This is a genomic window from Vibrio sp. R15-SG3-ISO1B (assembly GCF_059833835.1).
The window spans coordinates 255,213-279,608 of the sequence record NZ_JCBDGG010000029.1 but is presented as its reverse complement, the minus strand read 5'-3'; the positions used below and the strand labels follow the sequence as shown (position 1 = coordinate 279,608).

The window sequence follows — 24,396 nt, the reverse complement described above, 5'->3', positions numbered from 1 at the left end:
ACATCTAGGGTGGAAAGTGGCGCAGTGGCTTAAAAAATAAAGGCTTAGGCACAGTGCCTAAGCCTGGTTACAACTAAAATGAAATTCTAACTCGCTAAGGTTTAGCTCAGCCCGATGATGTTGCCGTCATCGTCGAGATCAAGATTCATAAACGCCGGTTTATCAGGGAGACCAGGCATCGTCATCACATTGCCACACAGGGCGTAGATAAAACCGGCACCTGCACACAGCTTGAGTTCCCGTACTGGCACATCAAAGTGACTAGGCGCCCCTTTGACTGCGCCATCAGTTGAGATGGACATGGGCGTTTTTGCCATACAGACGGCAAGGTGATCAAAGCCCTGCTGCTTGAACTGGGCCAGTTGCGCTTTCGCCAGCTCACTGAGCGTTATGGACGCCGCGCCATAGCCTGTTTCTGTTACCGCCATCAGTTTCTCTTCCACTGATTGGGAGAGTTTATACAGTGGCTTAAAGCTCGCGTTCGTCTGCGTTTGTTCCACCACCTTGGCGGCAAGCTCACGAGTGCCTTCACCACCAAGGGCAAAGCCTTCGCTGATAGAAACGGCGACATTGTTTGGCAGAGCTTCGATCAGCGCCTTCAGCTCAGCGAGCTCTTGTTCGCTGTCTTGCGGGAATCGGTTGATGGCCACAACCGCCGGTACGCCGTACTTGTTGACATTGTCGATGTGCCATTTTAGGTTTTCAAATCCAGCGTGCAGCGCGTTTTTATCATCATGGAATAGGGCGTCGGGCAAGGCTTGGCCTGGCTTTAAGTCGTAACAGCCAGAGTTGGCTTTAAGTCCGCGCAACGTTGCCACAATGACGGCGCAATCAGGCGCTTTGCCAGAGAATTGTGCTTTGATGTTGCACGCTTTTTCAAAGCCCATGTCTGAGCCAAAACCGCCTTCGGTGACCGTGAAATCGGCTAATTTGGTGGCGATATTGTCTGCGATGATGGAAGAGTTACCGTGAGCAATATTGGCGAAAGGCCCAGCGTGGATCAAGGTCGGCACACCTTCGAGCGTTTGCATTAACGTGGGTTCGATGGCGTCTTTCATACACACCGCCATTGCGCCGGCGACTTGCAAATCTTCTGCAGTCACGGGCTGCCCATCGAGATCATAAGCCAGTACGACACGGCCGATACGCTGGCGTAAATCGCTCAGGTTGCTGGCAAGGGCTAGAATGGCCATCAGTTCAGATGCGGCTGAGATGTCAAAGCCATCTTGGCGCTCAAACCCATTGATGGTTTTACCTGGCTCGTTCTGACCCACGCTGATCATGCGCAGTGCACGGTCATTATGATCCATTACTCGTTTCCATACGATGCGCTCTGGATCAATACGCAGTGCTTTGAGTCCACTGCGCGTTTCGAAATCGTCATAGCCGTTGCGCTGTTCATGATACAGACGCGCGTCAATGGCGGCCGCCGCGAGGTTGTGGGCAGCGCTCACAGCATGAATATCGCCAGTGAGGTGTAAGTTCAACTCTTCCATCGGTGCGACTTGAGAGTAACCGCCGCCGGCTGCTCCGCCTTTGACGCCAAACACGGGCCCCATAGAAGGTTGACGAATGCACGCCATTACTGAGCGCCCCAACTTTTTCAATCCTTGCGCAAGGCCAATCGTGGTGACGGTTTTGCCTTCGCCAAGAGGGGTTGGAGTAATCGCAGTCACGACGATCAGCTTGCCTGTAGGTTGATCATCGAGCCTTTTCAGTGTGCTCAGTGAGATTTTGGCCTTATATTTTCCTTGGCTGTGAAACTCTGATTCCGTTAATCCAGCGTTAAGCGCAACCTGATCGATAGATTGCAGTGATGTCGTGCGACAGATTTCAATATCGGACAGCATAAAACCCTCAAAATACAGACTCAAAAAGTGAGGCAAACGTTTGCGCACGAATGATAGCGTGTAATACTGCGTTGTAAAGCGCTTTTTAGTGACGGATTATTTTAGCGGATTGGGCGAAGAACGCCTACGAAAATTGGGTTGGACATGTAGGCCAACAAGTCAACGAACAATGTTGGAGTGAACAGAGCGAGTGACAGAATAATAAAACGCCCTGCAAGGCAGGGCGAGTGAGCCGGCCCAGTTGACTGAGCAACTATAGTTAGTACCAGTCGTCTTCCGGATAGAGCTTCCCTTCGGGTGCATAAGGGGAGTCATCACGGGTGTGAGATGACCGGTTTCTCAAGCTGTCGAGTTGGTGCTCTAACATCTGTACGGTGTCGTAATCACCTTCGGAGCACGCGACATAGATTTGTTGCTCCAATGCTCGGATATTGTCTTGAAGTCCCATAACTACCTCCGATAACACGTTAAACCCAATTAAAGCGTTTATCTGTTTTCAAAACGATTATAGTCCAGCAATCCAAATTCGATCGGCTGATCCGCTTTATACCACTCGTGCACGCGGTCACTGAACGGCCAGAATTCATCAGAACTGCGGCGAATCGCGAATTGATCCAGTATCTTGATGTAATCGTCTTCGGTTCGCAGCGCTTCTAATGATTCGACCAACTGATCGACCTCGGATTCCTCCAACGATAGGTACGCAGCCGGATAGCTACCGATCACTCCGCGCACTAAGGTTAAATCATCATTGGCGAAATCTCGGTTACTCTCCTCATTAAACAAGCTGGAAATATTGGTGTGAGCGTTATTGTGTAGCAGAGTAAACAACTGCTCTTGTCCGCTTGCCGCGCGCACCATGATCATTAGGCTTTGTGGCAAATGGACCAGACCTTCACCTTGTATTGCATCGATACGTCTCAGGCTTGCTTCACTGCGCTCACTTAGGCCTGTTTGCTCAATCTTGAAACGGTTGGACAGTACGGGGGCGAGTTGGGTTTGGAGAATGTCATACAGCTCCGCTTTCGGATCATCGCTGGCATAGCGCACTTGCGTTGGTTGGTTGAAGGGTTCGACGTTGCGCTGTAAGAAATCACTCAACTGAGCGCTCTGATCTTGATACCAGCTCGAATGCTCTTGATGACGAACCTCTTGAGGCAGCAAGGCGACAAAATTGCTTTCTCCCTCTAGGCGCAGGAAGTCCATAAACATGCGCGTCATCAATTGGTGGCCAAAGTTGCCATAGACATCGAAGCCTGCCACAAGGAGGTAATGAATGCGCTCTAACAAGGCATAATCAAGCACCCAAGCGGTTTTTGGTGGCGTGCCGACTAACCCTTGGACCACCGACGCACTATCAAAATGGCGAAATACCGTGAGAGCGGCATTGGGGTTCGTGCCACCGCCTGTCCAGATGATATCGGTGGTCAGGTGTTTGCCGTCTTTAAACCACTGATTGGTGAACTCAGATTTCGCTTTCAAATAGCGCGCTTGCTGCTTGGAATAACTGACCCAATTGGCAATCGGCAGCGTATTGCTTTCCAGCTCAGCAGGCAGTTTTAGGTTGTCGGCTTGCGAGCGATAAAACTCATTCACTTGCGGAATATCCGATTTATCGGGATCTAAGAAAAACACCCAAAATCGGTCATTGATGACATTGAGCGCCAATTGTCCTCGGCATACCGGCCCTTTGATGAAGGCGTTGATGGTATTTTGTGCGTTGTCGAGCAAGTAGTTGAAGCGTGCTTTGACGGGTAGATCGATAAAGGCCGTCATGGGATTCGCCGCGACATCAGGCTCATAACTGGGTAAGGTCGCGACGTCATACTCAGCATCAATAAACCAGCTTTTCCAGTTGTGGTAGCGCTGCTGATTAAGCGCATAGGGCATGTGCGTCTTATCGACAATAGTGCCTTGCTCAGGGATCAAGCGGTAGTATACGCGCGCCACGCCCGGATCATCGTACGGCCTGCGAGTGGCAATGCGCTGAACCGGCTCGCCCGGTGGGGTTGCTGAGCGTACGATAGTGAAAAATCTCGGCTGCGCATCGTCTATCTCAGAGAAATAAAGATGGAAGAGAAACAGGTGCTCATAGAGATAGCGTGCAGTCAACTGACCTTTTCGAGAAGGCAGATTAAGCAGTGCTTCGTACTGATCAACATGTTGCTGCTGCTCTTGGCTAAGCGGCAGCGGTGCGCTCATCGTTGCGCCGCCTTGCAGCCAGGCCATGAGAGTCGCGTATTCCTGTTGGGGTAAATTCGGCATGCCGTAGGGCATTCCCCAAGTTGGGTGATCCGCTTGGTATTGCTCAAACTCATCCATGGTTGGGCACACTTGGCTTCGGTCAATAGCAAAATCAAAACCTTCAAGTTGAACTTGTTTGGGTAGTGGGTGCGCCTCTTTTTGCATCAACATTTTCGCCATCAAGCCCGCCTCTAGGTTGGCGGTTGGTGTTTGATTGCGCTCGTTTAAAATCGGGTGAAAGCCGAGCTCGCGCCACTGCTGTGTGGTTTGCGCGTCTTCAAACAGACGCGTTGGGCTTGCGGCAGTCAGTCGCGTACCTTGATAGACCAGTTCTTTGCTGCCACCTCGTTCTATTCCTTCAACTGATGACATCTTGAGCTGGCAAGGGGCGTCGTAGCAGGCGTGGCAAACCACACAGCGTTTATCAAGAATAGGTTTGACTTGAGCATGAAAGAAATCGTGTCGTGTATCGCTCGCGTCGACTCGGCGCTCGCGTACTTGCTCTATGCCAAACAGCTGATCGTAATTCAGGCCAGCATAGGTGGCACAGCCGGCAAAAAAGAGCACGGTAATTAGGCTCAAGATCTTTTTTGGATTCATGATTTGGATGATTCCGCTGGTCAGTGATAGATGAATTGCAGCAAAAACTGAGCGATAGTGCAAATTAATGCGCATTTTCGCTCGAATAAGGTTCCGTCTGGTGAGTGACGTAACAGACCGAAAAAGGTACTTTAAGCCGTGTGAAGTGTTTAATCCAGCGCCATTGGTTATCTTGCAGTTTGTCACCGGGTCCTTTGACTTCTATCCACTGATATTGACCCTCTTTAAAGGCAATCAGATCCGGCTGGCCATTGCGATACAGCTTAAGATCGCTCAATAAAATGCGAAACAAAGCGATCAGTGTGGGTGTTGGAATGGTGTTTAACGCTAGGCTAAGCAGTGCTTCGTCCAATAGCGACCACTGTACAAACGCATTGTTGATGGCGTATTTGTCCCGATAGGTCGTGAGCAGTGCTGACCAGTCGCGCCCTTGTAGAGTTTGCATCACATGCTCAATCTCTTCGCGGCGTTTGCTTGCGAAATCTGAATGGTAGAGATCAAGCGGGCGATATTGGTAAGCATTGATGAATGCCCCTTCGACGGGCGCAAAGATGACAGGCCAAAATGCCAAACCAAATAAGCCATTGAGGAGCGCATTTTCACAAAAATAGACCTGCCAACCTTGCGCTTCTAAGTGAGCTTTCACCGCCAACTCAACCCGTTCTCGAGAGAGGTCAAGCGCAAGGTGCATCGCATCGTGCGCAGGCTTTTGCGCCCTGGGTACGCGCTCTCCCTGCTTGCGCTTTAATCGTTGTTGCAACTTGAGCGCGACTTCGTACTCAGCTTGGTCTCTTGGTGTATGTAACATCTTAGTGACAACGTCACTAAAATCTCTATTCAACTTATCTAGAATGCGCGCTTGTCGCTCACGGGTGGGAGGAAGATCTGTTTGCTGATACAGCGTCAGCGCCTCGTCAAGACGCTGGACGCGCTCAAGATCGCGCGCGATATCGTTGATGAGGTGCTGACGTTTGCGCTCCACGTAAGGGTGAGTATGCGAAGTGGGGATCTGATCGGCTAGCGTGACCAGTGTGTCGGCGCATTTTCTGTCGCCTTGTTGGTATTGCTCACTCAACTGACTGAGTTGCAGCAGACTATCGACATCGTCTCTGATTGGAAAAAAGCGCCGCTCGCGGCTCAGAGGATAGGGTTCGTAACGATGAAGGCCCAAGTCATCAAGGACAAATTGACTTAAATCTTGGTGGGTATTGGCGAAAAACAGCGTGAGAAGCAGATCGAGCATGCTGCCATGCTCAAGCTTGATCCAGTCAAAATCTAACGCGGAAGCGGTGAGAAAAGGCTCGCGGGGCAGCTCAGCCACCAAGGCTTCTTTCTTTCGCTGCTTATTGAGCGGTGAAAACAGAGCGACGATTTCGGGTTTGGTCAATAATGACGCGGCTAAGGTTTGCTTATCAATCGGACCATTAATAAGGATAAAACCGTGTTGCTCGAGTGTGCTTAACGCCTCGGTGATACTGCTGATTTCTGGATAGTGTAACTTATCACTGCGAAACCATTCGCCTTTACGGCTCAGTAATCGAACAAGCAAGCACTGAGCATCGCGGCTCTGCATATTAAAGCGAGCCAACCACGCTTGCTCGTCCTCATGCAGCAGGTCGCTGTACCACTGCTGAGCATGCGAAGTGAGCTTGATAAAATTGTCGAGGTAATAATGGGGCGCGAGCGTGGGTTGAGCGTCCATAACAATCTGTCTCGTCCTACATTACTTTGAAATACAAAAAAGGCTTACCGATCAGGGTAAGCCTTTTGCAAAACAAATCAATGTTTAGGCATTTTTCAACTCAGCAACTTTCGCTTCAGATAGCGGCTTGGTCACTAGCGCTAGCACGATACAAACCCCCATCATGACTGCTGAGATGGTGTAAGCAAGGCCGTATGCTTCGCCGTGCGTCATCGAGAAACCAACGACTGCCGCACCAATTGCACCGCCGATACCCCATGCAGTGTAGAGTACGCCGTAGTTCGTGCCGTAATTTTTCAGGCCGTAGAATTCCGCTGTCAAGGTTGGGAATACCGCTAGCAGTGTACCGTAACCCACCGCTGCTATCGCCGTACCGATGATCAGTGTGAACTCTGATTTGAAGGTGGCGAAAAGAGCCATGTTGATGCCTTGCAACACGAATGCGAGAAGCAGAGTGCGCACACCACCAATTTTGTCAGCCAAGATACCCGCAGCAACACGACCGCCAGAGTTAAAGACCGCAAGGATAGACGCTAGGTAAACCGCATTTGGCAGGTTTGCTTGAACACTTGCGATGGTGGTGATGTTACCAATGATCATCAAACCTACAGATGCGGCAAACGCGTACATAACCCAAAGCGAGTAGAACTGAGGCGTTTTCAGCATTGCTTTCCAAGACAAGTTCTCAGAAGTTTTTACTGCTTTTGGCGCCGCGCCCGCTTTTACTTTTGGTTCTGCTGGCGTGTAGCCTGCTGGTGGGTTGTTGATGGTGGCTGCAAGAGGAACCGCAATCGCGAGTACACCGGCACCAAGCACCATAAAGCTGGTCTGAATGCCCATACTGTCAATCAGCGCAGACGTCACAGGAGCAAGATAAATCGCTGCCAAGCCAAAGCCTGCCGCGATCAGACCATTAACCATACCTTTCTTCGAAGAGTGGAACCACTTCATCGCCGATGGAGACAAACATGCATAACCAAAACCGATACCGGCACCGGTAATCACACCAAAGGTGATGTTAAGCATCAGCGGGGTGGTCGCAAAACCAGACGCAATCATACCTAGACCAGTTAGAACTGTACCTAGAATTAGGATCAGACGTGGACCCATGCGATCTTGAAGAATGCCTGCAACTAAAAGACAGATAGAGAAAGTGATGGTTGCAGTGGCATAAGGGGCAGAAGCTTCAGCGGCGCTCCAGCCTGCTTCTGTGACGAGTGCCTTGTTAAATACGCTCCAAGCATACAAGATGCCAAGGCAGAGGTTGATACAGAAACCTGCTAGCAGGATGCGTGATGCTTTATCAATCTTGCTCATTATTCTCTTCTCTGTGAGTCTCTTCGGGGGAAGAGGCGGGTTAATGGCGGAATACTCAAATTTTGTTTGCGTTTATCAACATAAGACGCAACGGGCGCGAATTATAACCAATCTATATGTGATTGGAATCTCTTTTTGGGACAAAATAGAAAATAAATACTGAGATGTTAAGCGTTTGTTTTGTTGTTAAAAATGGCGCAACAATTGATGACTTTTCTGGTTGCAATTTGCGCGGTTTATGACCTAAGTTGTCAGTGGGCTATTGGTTTGGCATGTAGGATAGGGACGAATCATCTTGTCGGAATGATAGAAGTGCTGAGTAATTAGACACTTAACGTGTCAGTATTCGGTAAAAAATAGAGGCGATCTCTTTCAAACCGATGACTCTGTCGTTAGCATGCGCGCCATCATCAACAATGGAACGACAATAATGAAATCAAGCAAAGTAAAAGTCGCGGTGATTGCCGCGTTAGGCGTTAGCACACTGACGGGTTGTATGGGACAAATGGCGACAACTGGGCTTGTCACTAAATTCAACCTAGAAGCGGTAGATAACCGCTACGGCCGTGAAGGTTTGTTTGTTTTGCTGTCACCGGTTTACGGTATTGCCAGTGTCGCTGACCTGTTTATCGTCAACGCGGTGGAGTTTTGGACGGGCACTAACCCAATCACTGGGAAGTCTCCTGCGGTAGTGGATACGCCAACCGACAACTACATCAAGGTAAACGATAAGTTGGACAAGTCTCTAACGGATGTCCCGCTTTCCAGTGCGAACGAGATTGAAAACACAACGATTCAATCCATTGACGCCAATACCGTACAAATGGACATCGCTTACCTAGATGGAACAAGCAAAACGCTTACGGGCGTCAAAGGTGATGAGAGTGTAGCGTTTTACTTGAATGATGAGTTGATCACAACTGTATCAAACCAAGAATTAGAACAGTACGTGGTGAGCTCGCACATCTAATCGAGTCTCGCCCTGGAGCCTTCTGGGGCGATTTTTGGGTTCTATCACATCTATAAGTCTATTATCCGAGTCAACGCCTGCCACACTGGTCCTCAGATTTAACGCCCTTTTCGATCGCGCATCACTAATCCCAGCTAAACGAAAGTAGTAAGTTTTTGTTCACTATTGTTTAACAATCCGGTTGAACAGGATATAGTTGCAGCGAAACTAACTTTAGGAGTTTAAGGATGAAACTCACGATATCAGGGAAGTTACGTCTTAGTTTTGTGTCACTTGCAGTACTTTTTATCGTATCCGCTTTGTTTATTTTTCGCAGTGTTAACACTGTAGAGCAGCATACCGATTCGCTGCTATCGACCGATCTTCCGACGGTCGATGCTGCGCGTTCCATTCAGCAATCACTTCAAGCCACCGTATCCACGTTACGTGCCTATATGCTATTGGGCGGCGACGAGCGTGTCGGAGAGCAACAGTTCCAGCAGTTACAGCAAGCGATGGAGGGCCTGAATAACGCCTTGCCTACACTTGAGCCGTTAGTAAGTGAGGCGCAATACCAGCAGATCAATGCGGCTTGGCAGAATACCAGCGCACTGTTTTCACGTATCGCCCAACTCAGTCACAGTGACGAAAATTTACCTGCTCACTCATTGTTTATCTATGAAGCGGCGCCGATTGCCGAAGTGGCGTTAGATCAGTTGCAGGGCCTGATTAACGATGAAGCGGGCAATAAAGAGGGTGGAGAGCGCAAGCGCTTGTTCCGCTTGTACGCAGACAGTTATACCTCATTTGCAAATGCGCTGTCGGCGATGCGAGATTTTCTCCAATACGGCAAACAAGAGCACTTAGACAAGTACCATGAGTGGCTTGACCTGCATGCCAAACCAGTCAATGAAATTGAATCTAAATTAACCTTACTGTCGAGCAGTGATCAAGGTTTGTGGGAGCTGTTTAAAGAGATGCAGCAGCTATACTATCCATTAGCGGATCAAGTGGTCGCACTGCGACTCTCCACCGATTGGAATCAGGCAAACCAAGTGATGGCCAACGAGCTGATTCCCGCGGTGGATGATCTAGACCGTCAGCTTGAAGCCTTGATCGAGATACAACAGCAAAAAGCGGACATAAGCGGTGAGGGGATATTTACCTCCGTGACGACAGTCATCAGTGTTTTGGTTGGTTCAATCATTGCTGTGGTGATTGTGGCGGTGAGCTTGTCACAAGCGATGGGTAATAACATCGGCCGCCGTTTAAAAATTGTTTCCAAGCGCGCGCAGGCCATTGCTTCAGGGGATGTCTCTCAATCCCCATTGCGCATCGAAGGGAGCGATGAACTCGCGAGCTTGATGCTGTCAATCAATACCATGAACACGGCGCTGAATGAGATTGTTCATGGTGTATCGAGCAAGGCTCAGTCGGTCAACGACAGTATGAATGACCTACTCAAAGCCAACCAAAAGACCGCGTCTCAAGTGGCGCTACAAAAAGAGAAAATGAGCGATGTTGGCAATCAACTTGCCGATGTCAGTGAAAGTGCCCAAACCACTTCAGTTCAAGTGCAGCAATCGGCTGAGAGTTTGGCGCAATCACGCCAGCAGATTCGACTCGGTGGTGAGGCACTCGAACACAATCGCACCACAGTCGATGAGCTGCACAGTCGTATTGAAGCGGCCAATCAGCGAGTTGCTGAGTTGAGTAAAGAGAGTGAGGCGATTGGCCGCGTAACAGAGGTGATTGAAGGACTTGCGGAACAAACCAATCTACTGGCGTTGAATGCTGCGATAGAAGCGGCGCGAGCCGGTGAGTACGGGCGCGGTTTTGCTGTGGTGGCTGATGAGGTGCGTTTGCTTGCCTCACGTACCACGGAATCGACTTCTGAAATCAACGCTATCGTCAATGCGATTCAGACGTCGACCTCTCAAGTGGTCAGTGAGATAGAGCAAAGCCGCCATCTAGCGCAGCAAGGCGCAGCGCAAACCCAACAAGCCTATGGGACGCTGAGCCAGACTACCGACCAAATCGAACAGGTGAGCCAACAAATGAATGCCTTGTTGGATGCCGCGCAAAGACAATCTTCAGCAACGCAAGAGATACAGTCGATCATGGCGCAGGTGATCGCATCCGCAGAAGACGTGGCGACGATTTCTGTGTCGTCCTCACAGGTCACGGATACCGTCAAGCAAGGCATTTCTGATCTTAATGGCGAGATGCAGCGTTTTAAAACTGAGTAATAGACGCGTAGCGCAAACGTGATGGGGTAATGCCCCCACCTGTTTAGTGAGATCCAATTCTCAATTATGTGTATTGTTGCACTAAGTTTGTGGGTAAATCACGATGGGCGCAGGAAAAGCGTGCTGACGTCGTCTATACATTAACCGTTGAGTGAAGTATTGAAGCTCAAGCAATGCATGCTTGAGCTTTTTCGTTTAGGGGATGATGTGCGTCAGTTATTTGTACTGCTTCTGGTGTTGGTGGCTAACTCGGTGTATGCCGACCACGCGGAAACGATAGTCGTGACCAATTCCAAAGCCTGGAAGCCTTTTTCCTTTCTCAATCAGAAAGGGGAACCGGATGGGATCTTGGTTGATTACTGGCGCAAATATGGTGAGCTGAATAAGGTCAACGTCGAATTTTTACTCGTGGACTGGCAAGCCTCTTTGGATGCGATGAAAAGCGGTGACGCCGATATCCATGCCGGTTTGCTCTGGTCAGAAAGTCGAGAGCAGTATCTTGAGTATGGCCCGAGTATTATGAAGATCGATACTCAGCTCTATGTCCATCAATCGCTCATCACTCAAGACATTGATGAGTTTATGCGTGGTGACCACAATTATCGCGTGGGTGTTGTTGCCGGTGGTTACGAAGAGTCTTTTACCCGACGTGAATTCCCTGGCTTAGATGTCGTCAGTTTTGCCAACAACCAACTGATGATTGATGCCGCGTTTAATGGAAAAATTTCCGCCTTTGTTTCTGATCTTCAGGTCGCGAATTTTTATCTCTATAGCAGCGATGAACCTCACCGCTTTATTGGTGTTCGTCATCTTTATTCCGGCGACTTACGCCCTGCCGTGGCGGAAGGGGAGCGTGACCTCTATAACACCATCATCAGCAACCTCAAGCGTTTTAGTGAGGACGACAAAAACCAAATATTACAGCGCTGGATGTACGTCAGTACCGTCTACCCTAAATATTTGGTGCCGCTGATTGTTTTTGTCTGTACGTTGACGGCGCTTGGCTACATTGTGCTACTTAAAGTGACGGTGAAGCGGAAAACGGTGCAGCTGGAAGCAGCCAATCGTCGGTTGAAAAAGTTGAGTGAACAAGATGAGTTGACTGGAGTCAGCAACCGCCGTCATTTTATCCGTGAGTTCAACCGTGCCATCAGTCGAGGCCGGCCACTGGCGGTCATCATTTTTGATATTGATGACTTTAAACAGGTCAACGACACCTTTGGTCATCAAATAGGGGACTGCGTAATCCAAAATGTGGCGTGGGCAGCGCGGGACGCAATCACGAAACATTGCTTGCTGGGCAGAATCGGCGGAGAAGAGTTTGCTGTGTTGGTGTTTGGTGAAACGTCGAATACAGCTCGGTTAATTGCCCATCAGATTTGTGACAATGTCCGCCTTGTTGACTGCTGTATCGAAGGCACACGTCACGTGACTGTGAGCGTGGGCTGCGCAATGTACCCGAAGACCCACAAGGGCATTACGTTATCCGATGCGGACCACTTAATGTATGAGGCAAAAGCCAAGGGTAAGGACTGTGTCGTCAGTCGAACGATAGAGGCGTCGACCACTGAGCAAGAGTAGCGAACTCACGATGGGCAAGTTCGCTGTTTAGGTGGGCGTTAATTACCACATTAAATCATCAGGGACGACAAATTCTGCATATGGGTCGTCCTCTGCGATGGTCTCTTCATCCGCTTCTTTTTGATCGACGATGACACTCTCATCACGCTGAGCAATTTTATTCGCGACGCTACTTGGAATCACAACGTAAGACTCATCTTCGCGTACAATTGCAAGAATGCCTTTACTAAGCTGGGTTCGCACCAGTTCCGTCACATAGAGAGATTTGACCAATGTGCCATCGGTAAAGTTGTACTTGATCTCTCCATCGCCCAAGTCTAGCTTGTTCATCTGGATCAGTTGTTTCACTTGGGCGCGAATCTCTTTGCTTAAGCGCTGTTCGTTTTGTTCTTTGCTGAGTGCTTTATCACGTTCAACTTGCGCTTTTTTTTGCTCTTCGACGGCGGCTTTCACTTCACGCGCTTGAACACGCGATTTTTTTGAGCCTTTCTTGGCTTTCTTGAGTTTCTTCTCATTGACTAAGCCAGCTTTGAGCATTTGCTCTTGAAGGGTGAGTTTTGCCATGGCAATCAGTTCTCGGATAGCTATCTAAAATTGGCTTTATTCTAGCGAGCAAAACACGACAAATAAAGGATACCGACCGAATTGGGTGAGCCGCCCAGCCCAGAAAAAGGGTAAAGAGACGATGCGTCGATGAAAGTTTGCCCGTTACGTACAAAAAGCGTCCGAACGAGCTAAATAACTGGAAATTAGGCTTTTCTTTTTCATCGGATATGGCATAGTAAACACGCTTTCCGAAGATGCGTACTTCGTATAATGGCTATTACCTCAGCCTTCCAAGCTGATGATGCGGGTTCGATTCCCGCAGTACGCTCCAATCATTCCCAAACAATATTTTTATCCTAACCTATTGAATATTAAGCGCTTTATAGCGTGTTTTTTCATGTCTTAAATTCAAAATCGGGACGTTGCCTATTATGTCGGTGGCTTAATTTGGTGTCCCCCCTATTGCGAATAGGTCTTAGGTGTCGTTAAAGGTACTATAACCTCACTTTCTTCAGCCCAGCATTGCTTAAATTTATCGATAGGGTAGAAATCATCCCCTCGGCGTAAATTGAAAGCGTCGAGAAACATGTTGGCCATCGGCAAGCTACTATTCATACTGGATCAAGTGGAGTGGTAAGGACGTATGGCTAGAGTGTTGCGATAGCGCATCTCACACCTTTGTTGGATATTATTAGCTAAAGAGAAATTATGACCAAGATCTATTTCGTATGCGGTTTTATCGGCTCAGGTAAAACGACTTACTCCAAGGAACTAGCAAAAAAGTATGGGGCTTTTCGTTTCTCCATAGATGAATGGATGATTCCTTTATATGGTGAGCATATGGAGCGTGAACTCTTCGACAGTCGTTTAGCTGCGCTTCAAGACTTGTTTAAAGATTCTGCTCTTCAGCTTTTTACTCTCGGTGTACCAGTTATTTTCGATTTTGGTTTCTGGCGCAAATTTGACCGAGATGCTTTTATTCGCTGGGCATCAGAAAAGGGGGTTGAGAGTGAAGTGCATTACCTTGACGTACCTTTTGAAACATGTCGGCAAAGGGCGCTTTTGCGCAATTCAAATTTGGATGCCAAGTCGTATGAAATGACACCTGAAATGTTGGAGTTGTTCTGGTCTTGGTTTGAGATACCACTATCGGATGAAAATGTTGTTTGGGTTTATCGGGATACTCAATCATGCATGGAATAAGGCGTTAAAGAGTGACCGGATTGTCAATGCACCAATGTGGGGCTTATGCACCAGCATGATCTCATTTAGAGAGGTTGAGTGAAGTTAATCGATTTTAAGTTGTTGATTTTATATATCTTAATGGTTGGCATGAGTTTTGTAATACTCGATATAAGTTCACAAGAGCGCATAGTTAGCGGGTAACGTTGTCTGGCTAACATACAATTTGGAAAATAGACATCTAGGGTTCCGGCTGTTGAAACAGTGTCTGGGTCAAGAGTTGTCAACCTCGTAAGAGGTCACACGGAGGGATAGAAGCCCGGGAGATTGAACCAAACTTATTGGTTGCGTCTCTTGTGTTGATATTCAGTGACCTCATGGAGGAGATTCAAATGAAAGCTCACATCAAAAAAAGCCTACTCGCATCGGTTGTCGGCACTTCGCTACTGGCATCCGCTTTTTCACCTATAGCACTCGCTCAAGAGAAAGAGAAATTTACGCTGGCTTGGTCCATCTACGTTGGTTGGATGCCTTGGGATTATGCCGATCATGCTGGGATCATAGACAAATGGGCAGACAAATATGGCATTGACATCGATGTCGTGCAGGTGAACGACTATATAGAGTCGATCAACCAGTTCACGACAGGTCAGTTCGATGCCACTGTGATGACCAATATGGATGCATTAACGATTCCCGCTGCAAGTGGTGTGGACTCTACTGCTCTTGTGGTCGGTGATTTTTCCAATGGGAATGACGGTATTGTCCTTAAAGGGGACAAGCAACTTGAAGACCTAAAAGGCAAATCGATCAATCTTGTCGAGTTGAGTGTGTCTCACTACTTGATGGCCCGTGCATTAGAAAGTGTCGGCTTGAGTGAGCGTGATGTGAAAGTGGTGAACACCTCTGACGCTGATCTTGTTGCTGCGTTTAGCACAAGTGAAGTGACATCGGTTGTGACTTGGAACCCCCTTCTTAGCGAAATTACTTCTCAGCCAGACACCTCTTTTGTTTTCGACTCATCTGATATTCCTGGCGAAATCATTGATCTACTCGTCGTCAATACAGAGACGCTACAAAGTAACCCCGCACTAGGTAAAGCATTAACGGGCGCATGGTATGAGATCATGTCAATCATGCAATCACCTGAACAGGGCGATGAAGCCAAATCATATATGGCGCAAGCGTCAGGGACAGATCTTGATGGCTACAAGTCTCAACTCCAAGCGACCAACATGTTCTACTCAGCAGATGAGGCGGTCAGCTTTACGCAAAGCCCTAAACTGGCAGAAACGATGCAAAAAGTCAGTGAGTTTTCGTTTGAACATGGATTACTTGGCGAAGGTGCACCTGATGCGGGCTTCATTGGTGTAGAAACACCAACGGGTGTGTTCGGTGACCCTAGCAACGTCAAGCTCCGATTTACTTCTGAATACATGCAGATGGCAGCGGACAACACGCTGTAACCTCACCATTCGGTCGTTGTAATTGGAGTCATTATGACCAAAGTAATTAACCGTCACCCGTCTAAACTTGGGCGGGTTTTGCTCGGCGTGATGCCTTTTCTTATCCTGCTTGCCGTCTATGTGACGGCATCGGATGCGAGATTGGCGGCGAACTCCGCAGACAAATTGCTGCCAGCCTTCAGCAGTTTTGCTGATGCCATTGATAGAATGGCCTTTACCCCAAGTCGAAGAACGGGCGAATACCTAATGTGGACGGACACCTTTGCAAGCCTAGCACGGCTGGGCTGGGGGATTGGTCTCAGTGCTCTAATTGGTCTGTCATTGGGCATTGCGACCGGGAACGTTCCTTTAATGCGCGCGTCGCTATCACCGGTGATCACGGCCGTATCACTGATACCACCTATGGCGATTTTACCGATTTTGTTCATTTCATTCGGAGTGGGTGAATTGTCCAAGGTCGTGCTGATTGTCATCGGTGTGTGTCCAATCATCATTAGGGATATTCAACTTCGAGTGCAAAGCTTGCCGGATGAACAGCTCATAAAGGCTCAGACTTTAGGTGCGAACAGTTGGCAAATAATCGTGCGAGTGATCCTTCCGCAAATTATGCCCAAACTGATTGAAGCGGTTCGCCTAACCTTGGGTAGCGCATGGCTGTTTCTGATTGCTGCAGAAGCGATAGTCGCTACCGAAGGTTTGGGCTATCGTATCTTCTTAGTACGCCGTTATCTATCGATGGATGTGATTCTGCCGTATGTGTTGTGGATTACTCTCTTAGCTTACAGCATGGACTGGTTGCTGCGTCTAGCATCAAAAAAGCTCAGCCCTTGGTATCACCAGTCACAAGGAGAGAGCCATGGTTAACTCCACTACGAACAAAGAAAACACCCCTCCGATCATTCAAGTTAAACAGGTCTGGAAAGAGTATGGCGACAACATTGTTTTAGAGCGTCTAAACCTTACCGTTCATGAAGGGGATTTTGTCAGTATTGTAGGCGCCTCTGGGTGCGGTAAAACCACATTCCTCAATATGTTGCTCGGTACCGAAACACCCTCAAGAGGACAATTACTATTGGATGGCGAACCTTTGACTCAAGAACCTGGAGTCGAACGAGGCATCGTTTTTCAAAAGTACTCTGTATTCCCACACTTAACAGCACTTGAGAATGTCATGCTCGGTTATGAGTTTGAGTCGAATAGTCTTTCTAGCCGCACGCTGGGACGACTGTTTGGCTCGAAGAAGCAGCAGGCCAAAGAGCAGGCATTAAAGATGCTCGAGCAGGTTGGCCTTGTAGCGGCTCAAGATAAATACCCGCATGAGCTATCGGGTGGTATGAGGCAGCGACTCTCCATCGCTCAGGCGCTGATAAAAAGACCAAGAATTTTGTTGTTGGATGAACCGTTTGGCGCGCTGGATCCGGGGATTCGAAAAGATATGCATGTGTTAGTGAAGTCGCTGTGGAAAGAGCAAAATTTAACGGTGTTCATGATCACGCACGACCTGAGTGAAGGCTTCCATCTGGGCAACCGTTTATGGGTGTTTGATCATACTCGTCATGATGAGCAAGCGCCGGAGCGTTTTGGCGCTCAGGTGACATTTGATATCTCAACTGAGCAGTTGGACAACACGCCGCCAGACCAACTTTTTTCCAAAATTGCATAAGGAATAAAACATGTTAGCAAAACAGGATGTGATTTTTTCAGACACTCTGCCAGGGGCCGCGCATTGGTCAATGGTGGTACCCAAAGGGCGAACCGTACGCTTCATAGATACCGAGGGTGGTGCGAATTTGAGTGTGCTGTTCTACAACCCGGCTAATCTACTTGAGCGCTACAATGCGCCCGATACCTTGAAGTGCCAACATACGTTTAAGTTAACCCAAGGCCACTGCTTGTACTCTGATATGGGACGCATCTTCTGCTCGATTGTGCGCGATGATACTGGCTGGATTGATACGGTGTGTGGGGTCAGCAACAAACAAAAAGTGGCAGAAAAATGGGGTGAACGGGACTACCAAGCCCAACGCAATCAGTGGAAGCAAAATGGTTATGATGCGCTGTTGGTCGAGGTGGCTAAATACGGTTTAGGTAAGCGTGATTTGGCTGCGAACTTAAATCTATTTAGCAAAGTCGCCACCGATGAGGAGGGTAATCTTAACTACGACCCACAACACAGCAACGCGGGCGATAGCATTGAACTGCGATTTGAAATGGATACGTTGGTTGTGATGACCACTTGTCCACATCCACTTAATCCATCAAAAACCTACCCATACCAGCCCGTTGAGGTTTCGGTATGGGAATCTGAGCCAATGCGAGATGACGATAGCTGTCTCACTCATCGGGAAGAGAACGAGCGAGGCTTTGAAAATAACCGCCGCTATGCAGCAACGGCGAGTCGAACGTTTGAACCATCAGCCACCCGCCAATGTTGCTAAAGGAGCGAAACATGATTGTAGAGAGCCAATTACCACTTAATGAAGCCCTATATCGTGACACCGTGTCAGCGGGTGATTACTACATGAAAGTCGTCAAAAAAGGGCAGACTGTGCGCATTCTTGATATTGAAGGTAACCAAGCCGCAGATACACTGTTTTACAACGCCAATGATCCTTCAGAGCGTTACAGCGCGATGGATACGATTCGAGAGCAGGGAAATGTTTATCTAACCGCAGGCACGAAGATTTTATCTGATCAAGGCAACGTAATGCTTGAGATAGTGGCGGATACCTGTGGTCGACACGATACCTTGGGCGGCGCATGTGCGACTGAGAGCAACACTGTACGCTACTCGATAGACAAAAAGTGTATGCATGCTTGTCGTGATAGCTGGTTACTGGCGGTGGCTGAAAATGAGCAGTTTGGTATGTCGAAGCGCGACATCACCCATAATATTAACTTTTTTATGAATGTCCCCGTTACAGCCGAAGGCGGTCTGACTTTTGCCGACGGTATCAGTGGTGCAGGTAAATACGTGGAGCTTAAAGCTCACATGAACGTCATTGTGTTGATGTCAAACTGCCCACAATTGAACAATCCATGTAATGCCTACAATCCCACCCCCGTTGAGGTCATTATCTGGGAATAAAGGTTTTGGCAATAACGTCAGCAAGCACGCTGTCGAACATGAGCAAGGGACGACCCTAACGAATGCTCTTTGTTGTTCCGGGACGACCCGGATTTTAGGGACGAAATTATGTTTAGTAAGGTATTGATTGCTAACCGTGGAGCCATTGCCTGTCGAGTTATCCGCACGTTAAAACACCTCAATATTGGCAGCGTTGCGATTTACAGCGAATCTGATTCAGACAGTCTCCATGTTGTCGGTGCTGATGAGGCGTTCTCTTTAGGGCAAGGGGGCGCGACCGAGACCTACCTTGACCAAGATAAAATATTCTCCATCGCTAAAGAGTCGGGCGCGCAAGCGATTCATCCTGGCTACGGTTTCCTGAGTGAAAATCCAGAGTTCGTTGAACGCTGCGAACAAGAAGGATTGGTCTTTTTAGGACCCACAGCAGAGCAAATGCGTGCGTTCGGACTGAAACACTCTGCACGCCACCTTGCCACCCAAGCCGATGTGCCACTTCTCCCTGGTACGGGGTTGCTTAACGACAAGCAGCAAGCACTGCGTGAAGCGGAGAACATTGGTTACCCAGTGATGCTCAAAAGCACGGCAGGTGGTGGTGGTATCGGCATGCAGTGTTGTTTCACAAGCCATGAGTTGGATGAGGCTTACGACAGCGTTAAACGATTGAGTGAGAACAATTTCAGCAACAGTGGCGTGTTCATCGAGAAGTTTATACAACAAGCACGGCATATCGAAGTCCAGATTTTTGGCGATGGGCAGGGTCATGTCGTTGCCTTGGGCGAGCGGGACTGCTCGGCGCAGCGCCGTAACCAAAAAGTCATTGAGGAAACCCCCGCGCCTAACCTCGACGATGAAACTCGATCTAAGCTACAAGAGACCGCAGTGAAGTTGGCCGCTCAGGTGAATTACCGAAATGCAGGAACGGTGGAGTTTGTATTGGATCAGCAAACACAAGCCTTCTACTTCCTTGAAGTCAACACACGTCTTCAGGTTGAACATGGTGTCACAGAAGAAGTGTTTGGTGTGGACCTTGTCGAGTGGATGGTTCGCCAAGGGGCAGAGCAACTCGACTTAACAACGCTGGGCGCGCACCTCAAATCACAAGGTCATGCGATTCAGGTTCGTCTCTATGCGGAAGATGCCAACAAGAACTTTCAACCTTGTGCCGGTCTATTGAGCCATGTTGAGTGGGCAGAGCAAGAGAATTTGCGCATTGAACACTGGATTGAAGCGGGCGTCGAAGTATCACCATTTTTTGACCCTATGCTGGCGAAAGTGATCGTTCATGCTGCCGATAGAGACACGGCTCTGGCTGAACTTAAACAAAGCTTAGACAAAAGTACTATTTACGGAATAGAGCACAACAAAGCGTACTTGAGCCAGCTCTTAGCGAGCGAACGGGTTAAGAAAGGCGAGGTGCTGACTCAATCTCTTAATAGCTTTGAGTTCAAGCCCAATACCTTTGATGTGATCAGCGGAGGTACCCAAACCACCATTCAAGACTACCCAGCACGAACAGGCTACTGGGACATTGGCGTGCCGCCTTCAGGTCCGATGGATAGCTTGAGCTTCCGTTTAGGCAATAGACTGCTGGGGAATGATGAATCCAGTGCCGGTCTGGAAATGATTGTTTCTGGTCCAACGTTAAAATTTAACCAAGACACTCGTATAGCTCTAACGGGTGCAACGATTCAAGCGACGCTTGATGATCAAACAGTTGCGATGAATGCGGCCATCGGCATCAAAGCAGGACAAACGCTCAAACTCGGTAAAATACTCGATGGCGCTCGCACTTATCTCGCTGTTCAGGGGGGCATTGATTGTCCTCAATATCTAGGTAGCCGTTCAACCTTCACTTTAGGTCAATTTGGGGGCCATGCTGGGCGCGCATTGCTAGCGGGCGATGTGTTGCACATTCATCCCGTCGTTCAAGCGGGTGGCGCTGAAATTGGCTCACTTCCTCAGCCGATTTTCAACGGCGAGTGGCAGATTCGAGTGATCTATGGGCCGCACGGTGCGCCTGATTTTTTCACTCAGGAAGATATCGATACATTTTTTGATGCGCAGTGGAAAGTGCACTTTAACTCGAGCCGAACCGGTGTACGCTTAATTGGACCGAAACCAAATTGGGCGCGGGCTGACGGTGGCGAAGCGGGCCTTCATCCCTCTAACATTCACGATAATGCGTATGCGGTTGGTACCATCGATTTCACGGGTGACATGCCGGTCATCTTAGGGCCGGATGGGCCGAGCTTGGGAGGGTTCGTTTGCCCTGCCACCATCATCAAAGCCGATCTATGGAAAATGGGACAGCTCAAAGCAGGGGATAAGATTCGATTTATTCCGGTTACGGTAGAAAACGCCGAGTTAGCCGAGCGCGCGCAGCTGGCTCAAATTGAAGTCGGCGCTATTGATGAAATGGCGCTGCCAAGAGCAGATCTCGGCTCGCCCGTCATTAAAACAATACCAGCCAGTCAATATGGAGAACACGTGGTATATCGACCCAGTGGCGAGGATTACCTGCTGGTGGAATATGGACCACAAAGACTCGATATTCGTCTGCGATTTCGAGTTCATGCTTTGATGCTGAAGCTTCAAGAGCGGCGGTTGCTAGGTGTAGAAGAACTGACTCCGGGGATACGTTCCCTGCAAATTCACTATGATAACCTTATGTTGCCAAGAGCGCAGTTGCTTGAAGAGCTAGAAAAAATTGAAGCAACGCTGGATAACATCGATGATCTCGCTGTCCCTGCTCGCGTAGTGCATTTGCCACTCTCTTGGGATGATGAAGCCACTCGGCTGGCGATACGTAAATACGATGAGATCGTACGTAAAGACGCACCTTGGTGCCCAGACAACATTGAGTTTATTCGCCGCATCAACGGGCTTGATTCAGTCGAGGACGTTAAGCGCATTGTGTTCGATGCCAGCTACTTAGTGATGGGCTTAGGGGATGTGTATCTTGGCGCGCCGGTCGCAACACCAATGGATCCTCGTCACCGCTTGGTCACGACTAAATATAATCCAGCACGTACTTGGACGCCTGAAAACGCGGTAGGCATTGGTGGCGCCTATTTGTGTGTCTACGGCATGGAAGGCCCCGGGGGGTATCAATTTGTCGGTCGCACTTTGCAAATGTGGAATCGCTATCGTCAAACAGAAGCCTTTACCAAGCCTTGGCTATTGCGCTTTTTTGACCAGATTAGGTTCTATGAAGTGAGTGCACAAGAGCTATTGGATATCCGTGAAAAGCATCCTCTAGGTCACTACCCAATTAAAATTGAACAGACAGAGTTTTCACTCGCGGACTATCAATCCACTCTTGATGACCATGCCGATGAAATAAAGCAAAGCAAAGCACGCCAGCAACAAGCATTTGAACAAGAGCGCCAACGCTGGGAAGAGTCTGGACAAGCGAATTTTGTCGCCACTGAAATTGAGCAGTCGAATGTACACACTGAGCTTGCAGAGGGACAAGAAGCCATTGAGAGTCATGTTGCTGGCAACATCTGGCAAGTGCTTGTCAAGCCTGGCCAAACGGTAAAAGAGAACGACGTCGTGATGATACTCGAAGCGATGAAGATGGAGCTTGAGGTGACCGCGAGTGTCTCTGGTGTGATTGACTCGATATGCCACGAGGCGGGCGCACAAGTCCATGCGGGTGAGCCACTGCTTGTCGTCAACATCTGCAAGGCATGATTCGGTTTTTGAGGATAGAAAAGATGACAGATTCAAATACAAGGTGTCAGGCAATGGAAGAGCCAACAACGATCGGTCGCTTACTTGAAGCATACCGTAATGGTGATATAGAGGTAGAGACGTTTTTGCGCAGCAAACTGGCGCAAGTGAGAGCGGATCAATCCAATGCCTGGGTGTCAGTGATTTCTGACCAGCAACTGGGGCAGTATCTCGCTCAACTTTCAGGGCAAGAGATTGACCAGCTACCTCTGTTTGGTGTTCCTTTTGCGATCAAAGATAATATCGATTTGCAGGGGTTAGACACCACCGCGGGTTGCGAGGCATACCGCTATCAACCAACGGAGTCGGCTTACGTTGTTCAGCAGTTGATAAAAGCAGGTGCAGTCCCCTTAGGTAAGACGAGCCTTGACCAGTTCGCCACTGGCTTAGTGGGTACACGCAGCCCTTGGGGAGCAGTGAAAAATAGCTTTGATCCTAAATACATCTCAGGCGGTTCGAGCTCTGGCAGTGCCGTTGCGGTTGCGAGCAACCAAGTTTACTTTGCATTGGGTACCGATACCGCGGGTTCAGGACGCGTCCCGGCAGCATTTAACAACCTTTATGGCCTCAAACCGAGCAGAGGGGTGTTGAGCTGCAGTGGCGTTGTTCCGGCCTGCCGTACACTAGATTGCGTGACGTTTTTTACCAAGTGTGCTGAAGACTTAAGCACCCTCTACCGAGTCGGCGCAAGCTACGATGAGAGCGACTGTTATGCTCGCCATGTCCTTATACAAGGACAAAACATAACGACGCAGTTTTCAGGATTGAGGGTCGGAGTTCCAGGTGAAGACCAGCTTAAATTCTTTGGTAATGAAGACTACCGTAAGCTCTATGCTCAGTCGGTTGCTCGCTTAGAGTCTTTGGGCGCGCAGACTATTCCTTTCGATTTGTCACCCTTCTTAGAGGCCGCCAATCTTCTTTACCAAGGTCCTTGGGTTGCGGAGCGATACGCCGCGATTGAATCCTTCTTCAACGATAATCAAGAACAGTGTTTAGAGGTGATTCAAACGATTGTCGGTGGAGCGAAACAATTATCGGCTGCGGATACGTTTAAAGCCATGTATCTACTGCAAGCATTTAAAGTTCAGTGCGATAAATTGATGGAAAATGTGGATGTTGTGCTAACCCCTACCGCCGGCACGATTTACACCATTGATGAGGTGAACAATAACCCGATCGGGCTCAATTCAAACCTTGGTTACTACACCAATTTCATGAACTTACTCGACTACAGTGCGATCGCAATGCCAGCAGGTTTCACCGACGCCGGACTCCCGTTTGGCGTAACTCTGTTTGCCCAAGCGTTTCATGACGAAGCCTTGATTACGTTAGCGACCGAGTGGCAGAGAACAATGAACTTACCGCTAGGGGCGACCGAGATAGAATTAGAGAGCAGCGAGAGTGTGGACCTATTGGTTTGTGGTGCACACATGAAAGATTTAGCGCTCAATCATCAACTGATTGAGTTAGGTGCGAACTTTAAACGGCGAACCACGACATCTGAACACTATTCTCTTTATTGCTTAGCCGGCGGACCCCCACTGAGACCGGGCTTAGTCCGTCATTCAAACCAAGGGCAAAAGATTGAAGTTGAAATTTGGCGCGTGCCGAAAAAGCAGCTTGGTTCCCTGTTGATGCAAATCCCCCATCCATTGGGGTTAGGCCGCGTTGAGATTGATTCTGGTGACTGGGTTACAGGGTTCATATGTGAAGAGATTGGCATTGAAGGGGCTACCGACATTACCCAGACTGGAGGGTGGCGGTATTATCTGCAAGAGTTATCTGAACGCTGCTAAAATATGTTTATAACCCCCCATGCCAACATCATGTGGCATAGGGGGTTACAAATTGATGAGAAGGCGTGAATGGACATCAGTATGATCT

General features: G+C 48.8%; 17 protein-coding genes, 1 tRNA gene and 1 riboswitch. Of the genes, 12 read left to right on the top strand and 6 right to left on the bottom strand.

Going from position 1 to position 24,396, the window contains the following annotated elements; all coding sequences use genetic code 11:
- Positions 1–101: 101 nt before the first annotated feature.
- From AC6R0S_RS08230 to AC6R0S_RS08210, 5 genes are all read right to left on the bottom strand, one after another.
- Positions 102–1,850, bottom strand: a complete 1,749-nt coding sequence (locus tag AC6R0S_RS08230) for a formate--tetrahydrofolate ligase (protein WP_500637668.1) — start codon at positions 1,848–1,850, stop codon at positions 102–104.
- A 259-nt stretch (positions 1,851–2,109) separates the two neighbouring features.
- Positions 2,110–2,298 carry a hypothetical protein gene (locus tag AC6R0S_RS08225; RefSeq protein WP_487903389.1) on the bottom strand — a complete coding sequence of 63 codons (189 nt, stop codon included), beginning with the start codon at positions 2,296–2,298 and terminating at the stop codon, positions 2,110–2,112.
- Positions 2,299–2,336: 38 nt separating this feature from the next.
- A complete protein-coding gene (locus AC6R0S_RS08220; RefSeq protein ID WP_500628400.1) occupies positions 2,337–4,694 on the bottom strand; it encodes a fatty acid cis/trans isomerase in 2,358 nt (785 codons plus the stop codon).
- Between the two features lie 64 nt (positions 4,695–4,758).
- Positions 4,759–6,396, bottom strand: a complete 1,638-nt coding sequence (locus AC6R0S_RS08215) for a VRR-NUC domain-containing protein (protein WP_500637667.1) — start codon at positions 6,394–6,396, stop codon at positions 4,759–4,761.
- 84 nt (positions 6,397–6,480) lie between these two features.
- Positions 6,481–7,713, bottom strand: coding sequence for an L-lactate MFS transporter (locus AC6R0S_RS08210; protein WP_500631983.1), 1,233 nt, complete (start codon positions 7,711–7,713; stop codon positions 6,481–6,483).
- 430 nt (positions 7,714–8,143) lie between these two features.
- Here AC6R0S_RS08210 and AC6R0S_RS08205 point away from each other — a divergent pair, with 430 nt between their 5' ends.
- The 3 genes from AC6R0S_RS08205 (at position 8,144) to AC6R0S_RS08195 (ending at position 12,492) form a co-directional block, all read left to right on the top strand.
- Positions 8,144–8,683, top strand: a complete 540-nt coding sequence (locus tag AC6R0S_RS08205; protein ID WP_500633571.1) for a DUF3332 domain-containing protein — start codon at positions 8,144–8,146, stop codon at positions 8,681–8,683.
- A 227-nt stretch (positions 8,684–8,910) separates the two neighbouring features.
- Positions 8,911–10,911, top strand: coding sequence for a methyl-accepting chemotaxis protein (locus AC6R0S_RS08200; protein WP_500637666.1), 2,001 nt, complete (start codon positions 8,911–8,913; stop codon positions 10,909–10,911).
- A gap of 207 nt (positions 10,912–11,118) precedes the next feature.
- Positions 11,119–12,492 (top strand): transporter substrate-binding domain-containing diguanylate cyclase, encoded by a 1,374-nt coding sequence (locus tag AC6R0S_RS08195; RefSeq protein ID WP_500637665.1) that lies wholly within the window; start codon positions 11,119–11,121, stop codon positions 12,490–12,492.
- 42 nt (positions 12,493–12,534) lie between these two features.
- Here the strand turns inward: AC6R0S_RS08195 and AC6R0S_RS08190 are convergent, their stop codons facing one another.
- Positions 12,535–13,056, bottom strand: a complete 522-nt coding sequence (locus AC6R0S_RS08190) for a DUF2058 domain-containing protein (protein ID WP_487903396.1) — start codon at positions 13,054–13,056, stop codon at positions 12,535–12,537.
- Between the two features lie 238 nt (positions 13,057–13,294).
- Here AC6R0S_RS08190 and AC6R0S_RS08185 point away from each other — a divergent pair.
- The 9 genes from AC6R0S_RS08185 to atzF all read left to right on the top strand — a co-directional run bounded on the left by AC6R0S_RS08185 (position 13,295) and on the right by atzF (position 24,308).
- Positions 13,295–13,369, top strand: a tRNA-Gly gene (locus AC6R0S_RS08185).
- A gap of 377 nt (positions 13,370–13,746) precedes the next feature.
- Positions 13,747–14,241, top strand: a complete 495-nt coding sequence (locus AC6R0S_RS08180; RefSeq protein WP_500637664.1) for a P-loop nucleotide/nucleoside kinase family protein — start codon at positions 13,747–13,749, stop codon at positions 14,239–14,241.
- Between the two features lie 209 nt (positions 14,242–14,450).
- Positions 14,451–14,548, top strand: a riboswitch (guanidine-I (ykkC/yxkD leader).
- A 64-nt stretch (positions 14,549–14,612) separates the two neighbouring features.
- Complete coding sequence (locus AC6R0S_RS08175) at positions 14,613–15,686, top strand: putative urea ABC transporter substrate-binding protein (RefSeq protein ID WP_500637663.1); 1,074 nt, start codon at positions 14,613–14,615, stop codon at positions 15,684–15,686.
- A gap of 33 nt (positions 15,687–15,719) precedes the next feature.
- Positions 15,720–16,550, top strand: coding sequence for an ABC transporter permease (locus AC6R0S_RS08170; protein WP_500637662.1), 831 nt, complete (start codon positions 15,720–15,722; stop codon positions 16,548–16,550).
- Positions 16,543–17,349 carry an ABC transporter ATP-binding protein gene (locus tag AC6R0S_RS08165; protein ID WP_500631977.1) on the top strand — a complete coding sequence of 269 codons (807 nt, stop codon included), beginning with the start codon at positions 16,543–16,545 and terminating at the stop codon, positions 17,347–17,349. The genes AC6R0S_RS08170 and AC6R0S_RS08165 overlap by 8 nt, the downstream gene beginning before the upstream one ends.
- 10 nt (positions 17,350–17,359) lie before the next feature.
- Positions 17,360–18,124: an urea amidolyase associated protein UAAP1 gene (locus AC6R0S_RS08160; RefSeq protein WP_500637661.1), complete on the top strand. Its 765-nt coding sequence runs from the start codon at positions 17,360–17,362 to the stop codon at positions 18,122–18,124.
- A gap of 11 nt (positions 18,125–18,135) precedes the next feature.
- Positions 18,136–18,774 (top strand): urea amidolyase associated protein UAAP2, encoded by a 639-nt coding sequence (locus AC6R0S_RS08155; RefSeq protein ID WP_500634063.1) that lies wholly within the window; start codon positions 18,136–18,138, stop codon positions 18,772–18,774.
- Positions 18,775–18,882: 108 nt separating this feature from the next.
- Positions 18,883–22,473, top strand: a complete 3,591-nt coding sequence (uca, locus tag AC6R0S_RS08150) for an urea carboxylase (protein WP_500637660.1) — start codon at positions 18,883–18,885, stop codon at positions 22,471–22,473.
- A 53-nt stretch (positions 22,474–22,526) separates the two neighbouring features.
- Positions 22,527–24,308 carry an allophanate hydrolase gene (gene atzF, locus AC6R0S_RS08145; RefSeq protein ID WP_500637659.1) on the top strand — a complete coding sequence of 594 codons (1,782 nt, stop codon included), beginning with the start codon at positions 22,527–22,529 and terminating at the stop codon, positions 24,306–24,308.
- Positions 24,309–24,396: the final 88 nt, after the last annotated feature.